The organism is Spirosoma foliorum (genome assembly GCF_014117325.1).
In the GTDB taxonomy this organism is placed as follows: Bacteria; Bacteroidota; Bacteroidia; order Cytophagales; family Spirosomataceae; genus Spirosoma; species Spirosoma foliorum.
Map to the genome: position 1 here is coordinate 748,185 of NZ_CP059732.1, position 17,136 is coordinate 765,320.

Annotated in this window: 14 protein-coding genes; 10 read left to right on the plus strand and 4 right to left on the minus strand. The window is 39.9% G+C overall.

The annotated features are described in order from the left end of the window. Positions 1-56: 56 nt before the first annotated feature. Both H3H32_RS03120 and H3H32_RS03125 read left to right on the plus strand, forming a co-directional pair. Positions 57-2,570 (plus strand): hypothetical protein, encoded by a 2,514-nt coding sequence (locus tag H3H32_RS03120; RefSeq protein ID WP_240543639.1) that lies wholly within the window; start codon positions 57-59, stop codon positions 2,568-2,570. Positions 2,571-2,614: 44 nt separating this feature from the next. Continuing rightward, positions 2,615-3,070: a RidA family protein gene (locus H3H32_RS03125; RefSeq protein WP_182461221.1), complete on the plus strand. Its 456-nt coding sequence runs from the start codon at positions 2,615-2,617 to the stop codon at positions 3,068-3,070. Between the two features lie 20 nt (positions 3,071-3,090). Here H3H32_RS03125 and H3H32_RS03130 read toward each other — a convergent pair whose 3' ends face one another. Then, complete coding sequence (locus H3H32_RS03130) at positions 3,091-3,705, minus strand: 2,3-bisphosphoglycerate-dependent phosphoglycerate mutase (protein WP_182461222.1); 615 nt, start codon at positions 3,703-3,705, stop codon at positions 3,091-3,093. Between the two features lie 193 nt (positions 3,706-3,898). On the opposite strand from H3H32_RS03130, the gene H3H32_RS03135 reads away from it, so the two are divergent. Then, on the plus strand, positions 3,899-4,684 hold the full coding sequence (locus H3H32_RS03135; RefSeq protein ID WP_182461223.1) for a tyrosine-protein phosphatase: 786 nt from the start codon (positions 3,899-3,901) through the stop codon (positions 4,682-4,684). A gap of 115 nt (positions 4,685-4,799) precedes the next feature. On the opposite strand, the gene H3H32_RS03140 is transcribed toward H3H32_RS03135, so the two are convergent. Beyond that, complete coding sequence (locus H3H32_RS03140; protein ID WP_374191867.1) at positions 4,800-5,204, minus strand: aldo/keto reductase; 405 nt, start codon at positions 5,202-5,204, stop codon at positions 4,800-4,802. 254 nt (positions 5,205-5,458) lie between these two features. On the opposite strand from H3H32_RS03140, the gene H3H32_RS03145 reads away from it, so the two are divergent. Next, entirely contained in the window at positions 5,459-6,436 is a 978-nt protein-coding gene (locus H3H32_RS03145; RefSeq protein ID WP_182461224.1) for a glycosyltransferase family 2 protein, read from the plus strand. Between the two features lie 46 nt (positions 6,437-6,482). Here the strand turns inward: H3H32_RS03145 and H3H32_RS03150 are convergent, their stop codons facing one another. Then, positions 6,483-8,105, minus strand: coding sequence for an ArnT family glycosyltransferase (locus H3H32_RS03150; RefSeq protein ID WP_182461225.1), 1,623 nt, complete (start codon positions 8,103-8,105; stop codon positions 6,483-6,485). Between the two features lie 16 nt (positions 8,106-8,121). Next, a complete protein-coding gene (locus H3H32_RS03155; RefSeq protein ID WP_182461226.1) occupies positions 8,122-9,114 on the minus strand; it encodes a glycosyltransferase family 9 protein in 993 nt (330 codons plus the stop codon). A gap of 901 nt (positions 9,115-10,015) precedes the next feature. On the opposite strand from H3H32_RS03155, the gene H3H32_RS03160 reads away from it, so the two are divergent. The 6 genes from H3H32_RS03160 to H3H32_RS03185 all read left to right on the plus strand — a co-directional run bounded on the left by H3H32_RS03160 (position 10,016) and on the right by H3H32_RS03185 (position 17,122). Beyond that, entirely contained in the window at positions 10,016-10,498 is a 483-nt protein-coding gene (locus H3H32_RS03160; RefSeq protein WP_182461227.1) for a UpxY family transcription antiterminator, read from the plus strand. A 118-nt stretch (positions 10,499-10,616) separates the two neighbouring features. Next, the gene (locus H3H32_RS03165) at positions 10,617-11,498 is read left to right on the plus strand and encodes an FkbM family methyltransferase (RefSeq protein WP_182461228.1); all 882 of its coding nucleotides are present in this window, start codon (positions 10,617-10,619) and stop codon (positions 11,496-11,498) included. Between the two features lie 88 nt (positions 11,499-11,586). Then, positions 11,587-13,104, plus strand: coding sequence for a lipopolysaccharide biosynthesis protein (locus H3H32_RS38395; RefSeq protein WP_182461229.1), 1,518 nt, complete (start codon positions 11,587-11,589; stop codon positions 13,102-13,104). 172 nt (positions 13,105-13,276) lie between these two features. After that, entirely contained in the window at positions 13,277-14,374 is a 1,098-nt protein-coding gene (locus tag H3H32_RS03175) for a glycosyltransferase family 4 protein (RefSeq protein WP_220472595.1), read from the plus strand. A gap of 244 nt (positions 14,375-14,618) precedes the next feature. Further along, positions 14,619-16,037, plus strand: coding sequence for a hypothetical protein (locus H3H32_RS03180; protein ID WP_182461231.1), 1,419 nt, complete (start codon positions 14,619-14,621; stop codon positions 16,035-16,037). A gap of 50 nt (positions 16,038-16,087) precedes the next feature. Then, positions 16,088-17,122: a CgeB family protein gene (locus H3H32_RS03185; protein ID WP_182461232.1), complete on the plus strand. Its 1,035-nt coding sequence runs from the start codon at positions 16,088-16,090 to the stop codon at positions 17,120-17,122. The last annotated feature ends 14 nt before the right edge of the window (positions 17,123-17,136 follow it).

Sequence of the window (17,136 nt, forward strand, 5' to 3'; positions counted from 1 at the left end):
AATAAGCTGATCATGTGATTATAATAATATATATATCCTGACTTACAGTTTTTTAAATGATAAAAGTGTACAAGATGAACGGGAGGGTGGGTGTGGTCGTGTGGATAACACTTGTAGCTGTTCTAGCTGGTTTTTGCGAAGCAAAAGCTCAAATCAAAATTACATTTCCTGTCAGTCGACTGGTTCTTCAGCGAGACAACGGAAATCAGGCAAACGTACAAATTGTTGGAAGCTATAGTCAGGCCTTAGATGCTGTTGAAGTTCGCGTTGTAGCGCGTGTTGACGGACAGGGTACCACTACCGACTGGACTACGTTGCAAACCAACCCAACGAATGGCCAGTTTAGGGGTACGCTATCCGTTAAAGGGGGCTGGTATAAACTGCTGGTCCGGGGCCGAAGTGGTGGCGCCATTGTCACCACTGATTCATTAGATCGATTTGGGGTAGGAGAGGTGTTTGCCATCATGGGGCACTCTAATGCTCAGGGATCTAGCTGTACGGTTAATGGAGCGAACCAGTGTCCGTCTATTAATGGAGCAAATGACGATCGGGTTACTGTTGTTGCCATTGATGATAATGGCAGTGATTTTCAGCAATATCTCAATACTGCTGATACGCGTTACCTACCGGGGCTGGCATTCAGTCAGTTGTTGCTCACAAGCGGTTTTTCGCCTTTTGCCAGTATACCCTGGTTGTGGGGGCATATGGGAGATGTACTCGTCCAGCGAATTAATGTCCCAGTCATGTTTTACAATGCGGGATTTGGGGGAACAACTATGCAGCAAAACTACTTTGCCGCCTATAATATACCCTTTCAGCATTCATTTGTACGCTACGACCTGCGTATGCCTTATGCCAATCTGCGTAACCTGATGAATCTGTATGTGCCTACTACAGGGATACGAGCTGTGTTGGTTCAGCACGGCGAGAATGATCGCGATAACCCGACCGACTCAACGGCAAAGTATTATTACAAGGTTATTGATAAAGTAAGATCCGAGTTTAGTAAGCCGAATCTGGCCTGTATTATCGCTTTGTCATCATTTGTGGGGGCTCGCTTCGACAATGTACGGGCTGCGCAGTTTCGGGTTATTAATACGGCCGGTTATTTAGCATTTCAGGGGCCTGATCTGGATAATATAAACACACTAGCCGATCGTCCCGATGGGCTTCATTTTTCGCCCTCTGGCCAAAACAAAGCGGGTGATTCCTGGGCTAATGCGATCTCCGACTCGTACCTGGCCATGATTTCGCCCTATCCGGCAGAGGCTCAGCCGGTAGCGAGTTTGGCTTGTGCAGGCTCCAACCAGCTGACGCTCACACAACCAACTGGTTATCAATACACGTGGAGTACAGGCAGTACCAGCAGTAGTCTGACGGTTGGCTCTGGCATCTACACGGCCCGACTCCTGAATGGACAGAACAAGGTTTACTTTCCGCCAGCAGTGGTTGTTCCAATAACGGTTCAGCCAGCGGCTCCAACCGTAACGACTGATAACGGCACCTTGGCGATATGCCGTACAACTGGGTTGAAATTAATGTCATCGTATACGGGGCTCAATCGCTGGAGTACGGGCGCTACCTCGTCGTCCGTTGTTGTTACTAACCCTGGCGTTTATAGTGTCCAGGCGCAGCACGCAGTTTATGGATGTTTGTCCAATGCGGTTTCACAAACGATCAGCTTGGCTTCGGCAGAACTGAGTTTGGCATTCAGAACAGCCCGACGAACAATTTCGATAAATGATACTGTCAGTTTCTGGCTTTCTGTACAAAATAAAGGTACTTGTGATGTTGGTGCGGTGTCGATGCAGAGCCGCCTGCCACCTAATGTTACATTCGTTTCGTCGGTCGATAATTTGAGCGCGTTCAACGGTGTAGTGAGTGGTACAATTGGCAGTATGACAGCGGGTTTAACAACGAATCGGCGGTACGTTGTGCGGTTAACAGCGCCGGGAACTTACATGACGGCTGCTGAATTAACGGCTTCAGTTAACCCAATAGCGGGTGTAACGCTGAATAATGGGACGGCCAATGGGGAGAAAGACGAAGCGCAGACTGATGTTCGAACGTTGGCAAGCTCGTCGAGTGTATATGTTTCGCCTAACCCTAATCAGATAACGTTACCGACTGTTCAATCGAATCAGCCAACGCCCGATCCTGCTAAGGCCGACTTAAGTTTACAGATGCAGATTAGCAGTATGGCGATAAAGATTGGGCAGCCCGTTAGCGTTACGCTCATCGTAAATAATCTGGGTGGCTTGACGGCCAAAAATGTTGTATTGAACAATTTGTTACCATCGGGTTTGCAGTTTGTGAGTTCATCGTCGGGGATGACGGTCAATGGATCGACTGTGCAAGGAACGATTAGCCAAATACCTGCCGGACAATCAGCTAGTCTAACGTTTGTTCTTCAGGCAACAAGTATGGGCACTTTCACCAATAGGGCTCAAATTTTTAGTGTCGATCAGGCCGATCCCGACTCGACGCCGGGTAATGGCTATACGAATGGCGAGGATGACCAGGCGAGTGCCTATCTGCGAACGATTAATCCGGATAGCCTGCCTAAATGAATAGCACGATAAGCGGTTATCAAACAACTTCACTTAATAAGACAATGAGCTACTTTCTTAATTTTCTAGTCTGCATTTCGATGGCTTCGTACAGCTTAGCTCAATCAACAGATACGGCCAAAGCGCCCAGTGGCTATCTGTATAAAGTAGATAATGCGATTCCGGGGCAGACGGTGTACATATGCGGAGAGCGTCCATTTAATGCCAATGGGAATTTGGCAGGATCGGGTAATTTAGGCGCACAGACTCAGCAGTTATTCGAAAATATAAAAACTTCACTGGCTACAGTTGGAATGACCCTGAAGGATATTACCCAGATAAAGTATTTCGTCAAAGGGGAAACGGAAACCTCGCTGGTGAGTAATCTCGATTCGCAACAATTAAAATCGGTACAAAGTACTTACCTTACTATTCCACCAAAAATCGTTGACATGAAAAATGTTGGGCAAACCGTGCGCAACGACGTCCTGATTGAAATCGAAGTCATTGCGATAAAGTAATGAATCAAGGGAACTGCTAGTTATCTGGGCAATAGTCGAAATTCGCCGGTAGTTAAGTCGTAGTCGTACTGGCGAGGAATGCCCGTAGCCAGTTCCACTTTCTCAATGTCGGCAGGGCTGATGTGTTCTAATTCCATCATCAGGGCCCGCAGACTATTTCCGTGAGCGACCACCAATACGGCTTGTCCAGCCTGTAGGTGGGGTAAAATAGTTGTTTTAAAGTATGCGACTACTCGGGCATGTGTGTCTGCCAATCGTTCACCATGTGGGGGTTGATCTTCGTAGCCACGTCGCCAACGGAATACCTGCTCGGCACCAAATTGCGTTTCGGCTTCGAGCTTGTTCATACCCTGCAGATCGCCATACATGCGTTCATTAAGGGCTTCACTGCGTTCAATGGGTAGGTCTGCCTGGCCAATTTCAGTCAGAATTATCGACATCGTTTCGATAGCCCGTTGTAATACCGACGTAAAGCCAATACTAAAGTTTGGAGGTTGATTGGCTTTGAGGAGATCTCCGGCTTCACGGGCTTCCTGCCGACCAAGATCAGTAAGGGGTGTATCAGTATTACCCGTAAATCGGTTTTCTAAATTCCACTGTGATTGTCCGTGACGGACGATAACGAAGAGAGGCATATGTACTGACTACAAGTAAAACGGAAAAAGTGTTTTAAGAAAATCGACCTATATACTGATATATGTTAAGATCAGGTAATCGGCCGAACTAAATTTAACGTAAGTAATATACACTACATTAGGACAAGCTAGAATTTTGTCTCTACTTTAGACACTGTCGAAATTCCCTATCGACTTTGTATCTTTGCGACTGATGCTCACAGAAAGCTTTTGGCAACGGTTTATTCCATTCCGCAAGGCTGCCCCTGCTAAACAGGATACTTGTTTTTGGCAGGTGGATATCCATTCGCATTTATTACCCGATTTAGATGATGGGGTAAATAGTCTTGAGGAGACGTTGATCTGCCTCAAGCAGTTGGCCGATTGGGGTATTCATAAGGTTGTTACTACCCCACACGTGAGCCGCGATTGGTACCCCAACGGAACGAGTACAATTCAAGAGAGTTTAACCGCCGTACAAGACCTCATTATCGAACACGAGCTTCCACTGACAATTGAGGTGGCAGCGGAGTATTTGCTGGATGATTTTTTCATGGAGTCGCTGAACAAAGGTGATCTTCTTGCCTTTGGCGAAAAACGATATCTTCTCATTGAGACCGGCTGGTCGGCCCCTCCGTTTGGGTTGGATGATATGATATTTCGGATTCAGACCCACGGCTATACGCCTGTACTTGCCCACCCGGAGCGCTACAAGTATTATCATGCAGATAAGGATAAACCTACTTTAGGTCACCTCCGGGAAGCGGGCTGCCTGTTTCAACTGAATTGGATGTCATTGTGTGGACGTTACGGGTCGCAGGTTGAAAAACAGGCTCGGTATTTACTCCAAAATGCCTGGGTCGATTTTATCGGGAGCGATATGCACCGCTCCAAAGATATAAGCACAATGACTCGTCTGTTTAATTCAGCCGATATAAAGCTGCTGGAGGAACAGCCGTTACTGAATATGAGTCTATTGACGGATGTTAAGCAGCCTTAGCGAATAGAGAAGCGTTGAGGTAGAAAACCCAAAAGGTAGTGCCAGTTAATCCGGCATACTGGATTAACTGGCACTACATATCCATTAAGTAGGTAAGGGTAAGCAAACGACTTGTTTACAGGCCGGTCGATTTTTCCATCTGTTCGGTATATCGAGTGCCTACTACGTGAATATGAGCGGAGGCATTCTCAATCTCCCGAAGCTCATCGGCTGTTAACTCAATAGTAGCGGCTCCGTTATTTTCGGTCAGGCGATGCAATTTTGTAGTGCCAGGAATAGGGACGATCCAGGGCTTTTGGGCCAGCACCCAGGCTAAGGCAATTTGAGCAGGAGTAGCCTGTCGACGTTCAGGAAACTGATTCAACAAATCCAGAAGTGCTTTATTGGCCGCACGAGCTTCTTCGGTATATCTGGGCAGAATGTTCCGAATATCACCTTCGGCAAATTGCGTATTCTCGTCAATTTTACCGGTCAAAAAGCCCTTTCCGAGCGGGCTATAGGCCACTAAGCCAATACCCAGTTCTACCGTAAGTGAAAGTGGCTACACAACGAAATCCAAACAGGAAGTTACGAAAATCAAACAGCGAGTCATTGGATTGTGCTGCTTGAGTGGAGAATAGCTAGTGATAGTGTTTCTATATTGCTTAGCTAGGCTTGTTGTTGTTAAAAAATGTGGATATTGATAGCTAATGACTCGTAGTAAGTTACTACGATGTGTTGCTTATTACTTAAATTGCTCACCTTCCGAAAATTGGCGCGCACAGTTCAATGTGTATGAGAAAGGCCCCTTACTTATCGGTGATCGTTTGTGTCTTCAATGAAGAGGGGAATAGCGCACGCTTAATCGAGCAAATTCAGCACGCTTTAGGGGCATTAGAGTATGAGTTAATCTATGTGAACGATGGCTCAACAGATCAAACGTTGAATGAACTCCGGGCAGTTGATAACAAGCGACTCCGGATTTTGGATTTGCAGAAAAATTATGGGCAAAGCCTTGCTCTTCTGGCGGGTATCGAGGCCGCTCGTGGGGCATTCATTGTAACCTTGGATGGCGACTTACAAAATGACCCGGCCGATATACACCACCTTCTCAATCTGGCCGAGCAAGGCGATTATGATTTAGTTGCAGGTATTCGAACCCATCGGCAGGATAATTTTCTGTTCCGAAAGTTGCCGAGCCGCCTGGCTGGCTTTTTTATTTCAAGAGTAATGGGGATGCGTTGGGTCGACTATGGCTGTAGTCTTAAAGTGTTTAGGGCTGATTTAGCCAAGCGATTACGGCTTTATGGAGAACTTCATCGGTTTATTCCGGTCCTGGCTTATCTGGAAGGCGCTCGTATGACACAGATGCCTGTTCTGCATCATCCTCGCCAACTAGGGCAATCAAAGTATGGCCTGAATCGTACGTTGAAAGTAATGAGTGATCTGCTGCTCATGGTGTTTCTAAAAAAGTACCTGCAAAAACCCATGCATCTATTTGGGAGTTGGGGTTTGCTAAGTTTAGCGATAGGAACGGGGCTTGATGGCTATTGGCTAATCGAGCGTTTATCTGGCTTTGGGGCGGTTAATAATTCCGTATTGTTAATCGGGATTGGCTGTATTCTGGCAGGATTTCAATTTATTGGTTTAGGCTTTGTAGCTGAGCTTCAGATGCGCACTTATTACGAATCGCAGCAGAAAAAACCGTATGCCGTCCGGAAAGTCTATGAACAGGAAGTTAGTCCTTCACGGATCGAGATTGGCGATTTTTGACGAACTGACCTAGTATAAATGATTAAGTGTCAGTCATGAAATCAACTTACTTGATAAACTGAACCACATAGGCCGGGTGCCTGTCGAATAATGTAAGTTTACCGATAACTTGATAACGCTGGCCAAGTAGATTCGTCGAATCTGCAATGAAATAGGCTCCAGGGATTTTCTTCGTTGTTTTTCGGAGAATGTCTCCTCGGAAGGCCGCAATATGAAATGAGTTAGCATCTGTAGGACTATCGGCACCAACTGTAGTTCCGTACCCATACAAGGGATGGCCTATGGTTAACTGAGCTGCCTGTTCGGATGTGTCCTGATAAAATTGCCGCTTGGCAACCCGCCCCGGTAAAACCAGCCAGTTAAAGCCTAATCGGACAACAATCATGACGGCCAGCATAAGTCCAAGCCGATTGGCCGACGGACGGCGAAGTTGCCAGGCTAGTACCGACAGTAAACCAGAAACAATGGCTGTTTTCCAGATTACGCCGGGTAAAATACGCGTAGCCGAGTAAAATACAGCTGTCCAGGACCCTACTGCCACTACGAACGTCGCGATAAACCAACTTTGTTCTACATACCAGCGTGGTCGGTCTTTTGGGCTGGAGTGCTCATAGTACAGATAAGCCAGCACCGTTAAGAGAAGCGGAATCAAACCAATTAGGTAACGGCCATAAACCTGGGGAGATGACCAATAGATCATAACGGTTGTACTGAACGTTAATGCGTTAAAGGCAACAAACGAATTGCTTTTTAGGATAGCGATTAGATTTCGCCGGAAAAGCAGCACGATTAATAATAAATACGGGAGGAAATGATAAATCACTTCGGCCGGAAAGGTGAGAAAATGAAGGAGGGTTTCGGTCAAGCCAAACTTCAAACCCGTTCGTTTAGCGCTTTCATTGAATAATACCCAGGCGATGTCGCTAAAAGGAATCGAGTTGCGGGAGAGATAGGCACTATAATAACTGCCAATGATGAGCAGAAAAAGGCCAATACCGACGAAATGGGCTGGATGAATTAGTTTCGACAGATTCCGGGTATAAATAAACCAACCTAGTAAGGTGAACGCCTGAAAAGCAACTGGTGGCAATCCTTTTAGCAGAAATCCAATGGCGGTAAGTGCATAAGTTGTTAGATACAATAACCAGTAGCTGCGTTTTTGATCGAAATGGTAAACGAGCATCATGCTTGAATAAAGCACCCATGAAAATGTAATCTCAATCAGCCCCAGCATCGAATCATAGAGCAGCACACGTCCTGTAGTGAGGGTCATTAGAGCTGTAGCAAAGGCTATGGCTGGTGTGGTATACCGACGAATAAAACCAGCTATAGTTAAGCCAAATAATAGCAGCGAAATAATCATCGGAAAGCGCAATGCAAACGACGAATAATTGCCAAATAGTTTATAAGAGCCAATAATTAGCCAGTTGTATAGCGGGGGTTTATTAAAATAGCGCTCGCCGTTAATCGTCGGCGTAACATAATCGCCAGAAAGAATCATTTCCAGAGAAACCAGTGCCCGACGTGATTCATCACCCATATCGAGCGGAATATAGCCCAGATGGGACAGGAGAACAGCCAACAGGCCAACTACCAATAAGGACGACCAGCCCAATGGGAAATAGACCGAAGAGGTAGAAGGGAGCTTTTTCAACGAAAGGGCTGGCATACGATCAATTCAAGCGTTACTGGTAATGAACATTCGTTGGTTGTGTGTTTATCGAAGGAAGGACAAAATTAAAGGGGAGATCGCTCATGCATCGAAAGTGTTGCCGAGGGCAAGACTGATAGCCGATTTTAGAGCAGGGACGGCATCCCAAATTTTTATTTTCGACAATAATATGCGGTGTTTTATAAGGATACATACCCAATTGGGGAGTCGTATTGCCCCAAATAGAGTATATTGGCTTTTTCAAGGCGGCTGCTATATGCATTAAACCGGTATCATGGCTGAAAACTATCCTTGCCTGCTGGAGTAAAGAAGCGGATTGATTTAAGCTGTATAACCCACAAGCATTAAAAATCAGCTGATCCCCCAGTTCTTGCTGAACGGCTTCGCCCACTTCCCGATCTTCTGGGCTACCCAATAAAATGATTGGCTGATTGAGCTGTCGGCATAGCTCAATAATGCGAGCCAAAGGTAATCGCTTCGTGGCGTGCTGCCCACCAATAGCGTAGGCTATATACGCTTGTTGGTGTGTAAATGGAAGCTGATCTTTCGTAACTCTTGCACTATCTGGAATAAAATAGTCCAGACCTAGTCCATCATTATTGATCTTAAGTGGCTTCAGGGTAGCCATATACCGATCTACGATATGCTCATCAGGCATACTATTCAGCTTTAACCGAATATAGAGCCATTTACGAATATTCCGTTTATTGATGGTATACGAATAAGTTCGTAAAGTTAACTTTATGAGTTTGGTTCTCAGGTTATTATGTAGGTCAATGACACAATCATACTGTTCTCTATACAATCGCCTGATTAAATTTGGTAAACTATCATCCAGGCAGTGGCAATAGTCAATATAGGGATTGGTCTCTATAAGCGATTGGTACATTCTTTTTGTACAAAAGTGTATTTCAGCATTGGGTATCTGTAGCTTCAGACACCTCGCAACAGGTGTGGTCAGAACTATGTCGCCTATTGAGGAGAACCTGATAATCAGTATTTTCATTAGTCTAATAGCTTAATGTGATCACTTATTCTGTCTTGAGCCAATTTCCACAGTAAATCAGTTGAAAATCTACTTAGCCACACTTAAAATTTCGTTAATGCTCGCTTACATTACTGTGCAGATAGTAAGGCAGCAACCATGATACCTATTAATGACGAAATGAAATGTTTCAATTATTTAATATAGGTAACATTTAGTTTTCTAATTTTTGTATATGGTATATATAATTAATTGAGATAGTTATCATTATAGGAAAATAATAGGATTATATAACTTATAGATGGTATAAAAAATATATTTTTGCCGAATAATCAATTTAATTGTATTCAAATTTGGTGCCCATAACTTTGAATTAGTTAATATAAAATTACTAAAAGATAATTTTTTAAACTAAATATATATTGCATAATTGATATAATAACTGTTAATTATTTTCCCATATTCAACCATAATAGTGGATTGCTTGCAGCCAAAAGAACATTTGCCTTTGTTAAGTAATAAAAATTATTGTTTAATGAATTTTATTGTTGACTTTTAAATATTAACAATTAGATTTGATTATGAATCAGTTTTTTGAATAATGTAAAATTTTTGTTACCAAATTTGAAATAAACTCAACAATGAAACACCTATCCATACCGACTATGATCAATACCTTTACCCTCCAAGTTGTGGACCAAGGACTTGTAAATAATCTGCTTGCCGGATAAACAATAAGCCTGTTAATTTCCAATATATCGTACACTCACTCATACGAGTGGCACTTACTCCTACCGTATTGTTTACTGTCCGTTAGCATCCTACTCTTATAAAAAGAGTAAGAAATCTGCATATATGCTACTGTGAGATTCATGGCTATGTTTAATGGATTTGCAATCAAATTTGTAAAATATGTCTCCACATGCCTTGGTTCGTATTATATACAAAGTCACGCGCTGAAAAGATGGTAGCTGAACGGCTACGAGGCCTCAAAATGGAGGTTTATTGCCCATTAAAGAAAATACGGCGTAAGTGGTCTGATAGGATAAAAATAGTTGAGGAGCCCTTATTTCGGTCGTATTGTTTTGTGAAATTGAAAGAACACGAACGTAAAAACGTGTTTGTTGTACCAGGCGTATCGCATTACCTGTTTTGGCTAAACAAGCCTGCAATTGTGCGCGATGAAGAAATTGACATTATTAAGCGATTATTAAATGAGGTTGATCATAATTGCTTATCCTTAAATCGGATGCAACCTGGTGATCGACTAACAATTAAGTCAGGGTCATTCTCTGATCTGTCGGGCAGAGTTATTAGGCAACAAGGTACAGTTGTCTCTCTTACATTAGACTCATTGCAGTTAGTGATTAGTGTCGACATGGCGAAAACATTAGTTGCGGTTTAACACGAGTTATTTTCAAAAATTGAGTTAGTGAATGAGTATACTTTTTTAGGTTCTTAATGGGACTGAGCGGGCGAAGCCATGCAGAAAATATAATTTTAACTCAAAAAAAGTCATGATAATGCGATCGTTATTGCGTTTATTGGGTCATCAGCATTGGCTTCGTTTTGGCGTGCGAGATCGAATTATTAGAGCATTTCATAATCCAGATGAAAGTCGTCCTGAAGTATTTAATGTTCCTTTTTACGGAAAAATATACGCTGGTGATTTTTCGACTTTTCTGGACTGGAGCGTTTATTATTATGGCGCATACTGTGGTGAAGAACTGAGTATAATGAAGGATTTATTGCGCGATGTAAGGGATCCAATCATTTTAGATATAGGGGCCAACATAGGCCACCATAGTTTATTTGCATCAACAATAGCTAAAGAGGTACATTCATTCGAGCCATATCCACTAGTTCTTGAGAAGCTTTATCAAAAAATAGAAATTAACTCGATAGATAATATTATTATCCATGAGGTTGGATTAGGTGAACGTGAAGATGAGCTGCCCTATTTTCCTCCGACTGACTCAAATACGGGAACGGGTACGTTTATGGGTAATGCTGAGATAAATAAAAATTCTTTAAAACTGCCCATTCAAATAGGAGATGATTATTTAAGTAACCTTCATCTTGAGAAGTTAGACTACGTCAAAATGGATATAGAAGGTTATGAGCCTAGCGCACTTCGAGGACTCAGGAAATCTCTTGAGTTATATAGGCCTATTGTATTTTTTGAATGGAGCGCCGAAGGAAGAAAAGATTATACTAATATGTGTGACCTATTCCCTAAAGATTATACTATTTTCAATTTTATCTCCCCTCACGCTAAGCTGGGCGTATTTAGTAATCTCTCTTATAGTTTAACTAAGGGAAATGTGGTAAATACAAACGGAAATAAAGTCGCCATTCCTATTGATAAATTGTATTTAGCCTCAAGTAAAATACGTAAAAACTGAAGCTATTTTTTAGATAAAAAGACACATTTGTCGACTTTAGTTTTTGTGTGAATTATTTTTTTGAAAGAAATTTATTGCCGCCTGATAAATGTCTACAGTATCGAGAGTTGTTTCTGGTAGTTTGGCATCTTGGGCTACTATAGGGATAAATTTACTTTCGCAACTATTTATAGTTCCTGTTTATTTAACATATTGGGATGTAAAACTGTACGGTATTTGGATTGCTATACAAGGACTCTTTTCGATATTGACGATAATTGAAAAAAGTCACATAGGGTTTTTAGGTTATGAGTTTCTTAGGATCGTTAATAATTCCCGAAATGATTTAGGGGTTAGTATTTTGTCTGGTGTTTGCTATGGAGTAATAATTGGAGCCCTACAGCTAGCAGCAACTTTACTAATTGTGTATTCAGGATTTTTGTCTTACTGCTTAGGATTTACTATACTAAATGATAAGGTTGTGATGCAGCAGGCAGGTACGTTGTTAATCCTATTAATGATTTCATCATTTATATATGTAAGTGTTGGAGGAATATTAATACGTGCTTTGTCTGCATTAGATTATTACCCTAGAATGGCTTGGTGGGGTGTGTTTTACTCTTTTTATAATTTATTAATACCCGCTATAGTTGTTAGTCAAGGAGGAAGCCTGATAACAATTGGTATAGCAATACTGATTTTTACTATTGGCTTTGCTTTGTTTGCTTTTGTAGATATGATCAATTTGCTGAAAAAAGAAAAAATATCTTTCAAGTCTATATCATGGCTAATAGGCTTCAAAAACGTTAAAAAATCATTCGCAATTGCTGGGAGAGATTTTCTAGACAGCTTTCGTCAACAAAGTTTACGTGTTATTCTGGCTCCATTGACAGGATCAGCTTCGTTAGTAGCCTTTTTTACAATGCGAACCGGGGCCAATGTAGCTTTGCAAGGTTTAAATACAGTTGTTTATCCGCTTGTGCCTGAGCTAAGTAAGTTCCTGCATCAGCGTGACCAAGCTCGGATAGAAGCCGCTTTTGGTACAATATGGCTTGTAGTTATAGGACTACTCGCTCCTGGAGTGGTTATGCTACAGGCATTGATAGAACCTTTTTTCGTAACCTGGACGCGCCATCAAATAAATTTCGATCCTTTACTTTTTTCATTTCTTTCAATAAGCGTATTGATATATGCTATATCTCAACCAGCTACAGCCATTGTAATAACTAATAACTTGCTAAAAACTCAAGTGATAATTGCAACTATGATAGCTATTGTTATCCTGACTGGCATATGGCTATTAGTTCCAAAAATAGGCATTATTGGTGCCGCAATTAGCTTATTGTTAGGCGAAATTTCTTCCGCTATATATTACAGAATAGCAGCCAAAAAATGGCTTACTACTCATAGCTTGTCTTGGCCTAATAAGGCATTATTAAGTGTACTGTTTTCTGCCTTATTTGCAGCAATATCGATGTTAATAATAATACAAGTTCCGCTAATGAAGTGGTTTGTTGTTTTTGCGTTTATATTGTTATCAGTAGTGAATTTTTACTATTATTGGAAATTATTGCCTGATTTTATAACTGCAAGAGCTAATAAGGTATCAAGGTTATTGACGATTTGATAATCGATAGAATGGTGATTTTTGGGATAATTGAGTTATTAACTTGTTATAAATTATTTTACAGATAAATACGTGCTCTATAAAATTATAAATGTGAAAGATTTAACAGTATATGAAGAACGTTAACCAAATATCTATCGGTAGATTTCATCACTTCCATTTAGCGAGGCAGATGGAAAAACGTGGATTATTAGAATTTATTTGGACAGGTTATCCTTTGTTCAAATTAAGAGATGAAGTAGGCATTCCTCATAGCAGAATTAAGAGTTATCCTTGGGTACACTCTATCAACATGGCTAATAAACGTTTTGGCTTAATAAGATCAAAAAGGATTAATCGTAAAATAGAATGGCTCGCCTGTGAATTAATTGATAAATATGTAGCATCAGAAATCACTTCATCAACTGTTTTAATTGCACTCTCATCTATGGGTTTACATGCTGGGATCAAGACCCAGCAGCTTGGGGGCTATTATATATGCGACAGGGGATCATCACATATACGATTTCAAAATGAATTATTAATTGAAGAGTACGCTCGTTGGGGATTTTCTTTTGAAGGAATTAATCCACAAGTAATTAAAAAAGAAGAATTAGAGTACGAAGTTGCCGACAAAATTACGGTTCCCTCCGAATTTGCGAAAAAATCTTTTATGAGGATGGGAGTCTCGGAAGCGAAAATTTCAAAGATAATTTATGGAGCTAATTTTGATCGATTTTTCAAAATTGCTGACCCTCCTAAAAATTGTTTTCGAGTATTTTGGGTAGGTGAATTAAGTATTCGCAAAGGCTTTATGTATCTATACGAGGCATTTCAGATGCTTAAGCACCCTCGGAAAGAATTGCTGGTTGTTGGCGCTGTTACCCCGGAAATAAAAAAGCTTTTGGCTTCAAAAAGTACTGCGAATATTACTTTTCTCCACAAAGTGGCTAATAAAGATTTGGCCTTATTATATAGTACATCTCACGTTTTTGTCCTACCAAGTATAGAAGAAGGTATGGCTATGGTACAGGGTGAGGCTTTGGCTTGTGGATGCCCGGTGATAGCAACTACGAATACAGGTAGTGAAGATTTGTTCAAGAATGGAGTTGAAGGCTACATAATTCCTATCAGATCACCCAATTCTATAAAAGAATGTCTTCAACAATTAGTTGACAATCATTTGTTGCAAAGCCAGATGTCAGAAGCTGCTACTCAGCGAGTAAAACAAATAAATGGTTGGGATAGATATGGTGAAGAATTTTCGAAACTAATAGCCTCAATTAATTAACTAAAATTTTTACAAAAATTATTCTCTGTCAATATGTTGGCTATAAAATATGTTACGTGCTGATACGAATAATTTCGGTTATATCTCTTGTAATAAACAAGATTTTTTGAGTCAATTTAAACATTGGTCTTGGGTAATATTATTGATTTTTTCACTGCTACAATGTATTTTTTTTTACAGTGATTCTAACCTTGTAGCTATTATTACTATCTGCTTCTCGTGGTATGTATTTACGAATACCATTTTGCGTAAAAAATTATTGATAAAATTTCCTTTATCTATTTTTTTAATATTTGGTTTCACATTTACGCAGTTCTATTTACCTTTAATTTTTACTTTTTTAGAAAGAAAACCTGTTGTGCATAATTTATTGCTTCCGTATCAGGTTTTTTTGCATATGTTTCTTGATTTTTTTATATTAGTGGTAGCCCATAAAATATACCGATCAAACTACTTAGCAATTAAAGTATATGTAAGGACTATTTTGAAGAAATGGAGTTTTTTTAAAACACCTAGTGATAAACAAATATGGATAATTGGGGTGATAGGTATAGCTGCTACATTTTATGTCTACATTTATACAAAGGCTGCAACGCAAGTAACTGGCAGTGCTTTTAATAAGCTTATAGAAGCTATGATACCATATAGCTATGCTCCTTTTTTTATACCTCTTGGGAAATTGTATGGAAATGCCAGATTATATAAAAATAGAACAACAATATTTCTTGTAGTTTTTACAATTATTTTGTTTGTAATAAGTGTTTCCAGAAATAGTAGAGGAGCATTTATGTATGGCTTTACTGCAATTGGATTTGGTTATACATTAGGACTATTACTTGGTTACTATAAAACTCCCCCTTTGAAAATAACCAGACTAATTGCTATTGTATTTGCTTGTTGGATTTTTACTAACCCATTAGCAGATTTAGGTACCGCCATGGTTATTACAAGAGCTCAAAGGGCAGATATTTCAAGTTTAGAATTGTTTGAGAACACCCTGAAAATTTTTGAAGATAAGAACGCAATTGTTGCGAAACGTAAAGAAGATCAAAATCTAGAGCAAAGCACATGGAATGAAAATTATATTAACAATATATTTTTAGCTAGATTCTGTAATATAAAATACAATGATCTTAGTCTTATTCAGGCAAATAAAGTAATTGACTCAAATGACGATATTCTTGAGTTTACACTTTCAAGAATATTGCTAATATTTCCTGCCCCTATTGTAGAAGGATTAGGCTTAATTGAGAATAAGAGAAAATCAATTGGTTATTCATTTGGTGATTTTTTGTATGCTAAAGCCACTTCAGATTTTGATATGTTAGGTGCTAATTTGGCTGGACATCTTGATGGTACGGGGATGGCCGCATTTGGTTGGTTTTATTTGTTATTTCTAGGAATAGGAATTATTCCTGTGTACGCTTTATTTGATGCGTTTTTCATTCATACGCCTATTTTAGTTGACCCTAAAAAAAAATATTTTATTTGGCAAGGCCACTTTAGTCTTTGTGGTTTATTAGCGCTTACATCAATTTTTCAATTCTTGCCTTCTGAAAGCGTTGTTACAACAGCAACTTTTATTCTTCGAATCTGGATACAAATGATATTTCTCTATTTTATTCTATATAAATTTTCCTTTATTGTAAGTAGATTTTTTTAGATTAATTGCTTGATTGACAATTGTATAGTTATTTTTTATAGGTACAAGCGATGGCAAATATATATTATTTCGGAATTAGTTATACTAATACTACAACCTATCATAGAGCATCAGCTTTAAAGAGGCTAGGTCATAATGTTATTATATATGATCCATATACGATAATAGCTAATCGACTAAATAATAAAATTCAATCAAAAATTCACTACATTACAGGGTATTTTTTCTTAGAAAAAGTAATAAATGAATGGCTACTATATATAATTAACACATCTCCTAAACCCGATGTAATATGGGTAGACAGTGGTGAGCTTTTTGGACCAACCAGTCTAAAAATTTTAAAAATATGGAATTGCCCTGTCATATTATATAATATAGATGATTTAACTGGAAAGCGCGATGGCAATCGATTTAAGAATGCCTTAAGATCACTTTTAGCTTATGATCTTGTAGTAGTTGTACGTCCTGAAACACAATATGAGTGTCAGCAGCTTGGCGCTAAACGTGTAATACGTGTTTACAGGAGCTATGATGAAAAAGCTCATCTTCCGTTCGATAATCTAGAGGAAATACCTTTGTCGTTTAAATCGGAAGTAGCTTTTATTGGAACTTGGATGAAATATGAGCGTAGAGATAAGTTTCTTGCTCAACTTATGGACAATGGTGTGCCATTAAGTATTTGGGGAGATCGTTGGCAAAAATCGTCTTATTGGGAAAAGTTAAAGCATAGCTATAAGGGAGCTTCTTTGGGAGGAAGAGATTATACTGCTGCCATTCAAGGAGCAAAAGTTTGTATTGGTTTTTTATCCTCTGGTAATAGAGATCAACATACAACCAGGTCTTTAGAAATACCTTATGCTGCTGGGTTGCTATGTGCAGAGAGAACATCAGAGCATACTTATCTTTATAAGGAAGGAGTGGAAGCTGTTTTTTGGTCTAGTGCTGAGGAGTGTGCTAGATTATGTCATTTCCTGTTAAATAACGATACTAAAAGAGAAGAAATTCGTTTGGCAGGAATTCAACGGGTCAAAGAGTTAAAACTTGGGAATGAAAATGTTTGTGAAGAAATTTTAAAATTGGTTTAAGTATAAATCTATAT

Bases quoted from the DNA above. Each gene is read 5' to 3' on its own strand.
- H3H32_RS03120 (WP_240543639.1), top strand. From the start codon at position 57: ATGATAAAAGTGTACAAGATGAACGGGAGGGTGGGTGTGGTCGTGTGG.
- H3H32_RS03125 (WP_182461221.1), top strand. From the start codon at position 2,615: ATGAGCTACTTTCTTAATTTTCTAGTCTGCATTTCGATGGCTTCGTAC.
- H3H32_RS03130 (WP_182461222.1), bottom strand. From the start codon at position 3,705: ATGCCTCTCTTCGTTATCGTCCGTCACGGACAATCACAGTGGAATTTA.
- H3H32_RS03135 (WP_182461223.1), top strand. From the start codon at position 3,899: ATGCTCACAGAAAGCTTTTGGCAACGGTTTATTCCATTCCGCAAGGCT.
- H3H32_RS03145 (WP_182461224.1), top strand. From the start codon at position 5,459: ATGAGAAAGGCCCCTTACTTATCGGTGATCGTTTGTGTCTTCAATGAA.
- H3H32_RS03150 (WP_182461225.1), bottom strand. From the start codon at position 8,105: ATGCCAGCCCTTTCGTTGAAAAAGCTCCCTTCTACCTCTTCGGTCTAT.
- H3H32_RS03155 (WP_182461226.1), bottom strand. From the start codon at position 9,114: ATGAAAATACTGATTATCAGGTTCTCCTCAATAGGCGACATAGTTCTG.
- H3H32_RS03160 (WP_182461227.1), top strand. From the start codon at position 10,016: ATGCCTTGGTTCGTATTATATACAAAGTCACGCGCTGAAAAGATGGTA.
- H3H32_RS03165 (WP_182461228.1), top strand. From the start codon at position 10,617: ATGCGATCGTTATTGCGTTTATTGGGTCATCAGCATTGGCTTCGTTTT.
- H3H32_RS38395 (WP_182461229.1), top strand. From the start codon at position 11,587: ATGTCTACAGTATCGAGAGTTGTTTCTGGTAGTTTGGCATCTTGGGCT.
- H3H32_RS03175 (WP_220472595.1), top strand. From the start codon at position 13,277: ATGGAAAAACGTGGATTATTAGAATTTATTTGGACAGGTTATCCTTTG.
- H3H32_RS03185 (WP_182461232.1), top strand. From the start codon at position 16,088: ATGGCAAATATATATTATTTCGGAATTAGTTATACTAATACTACAACC.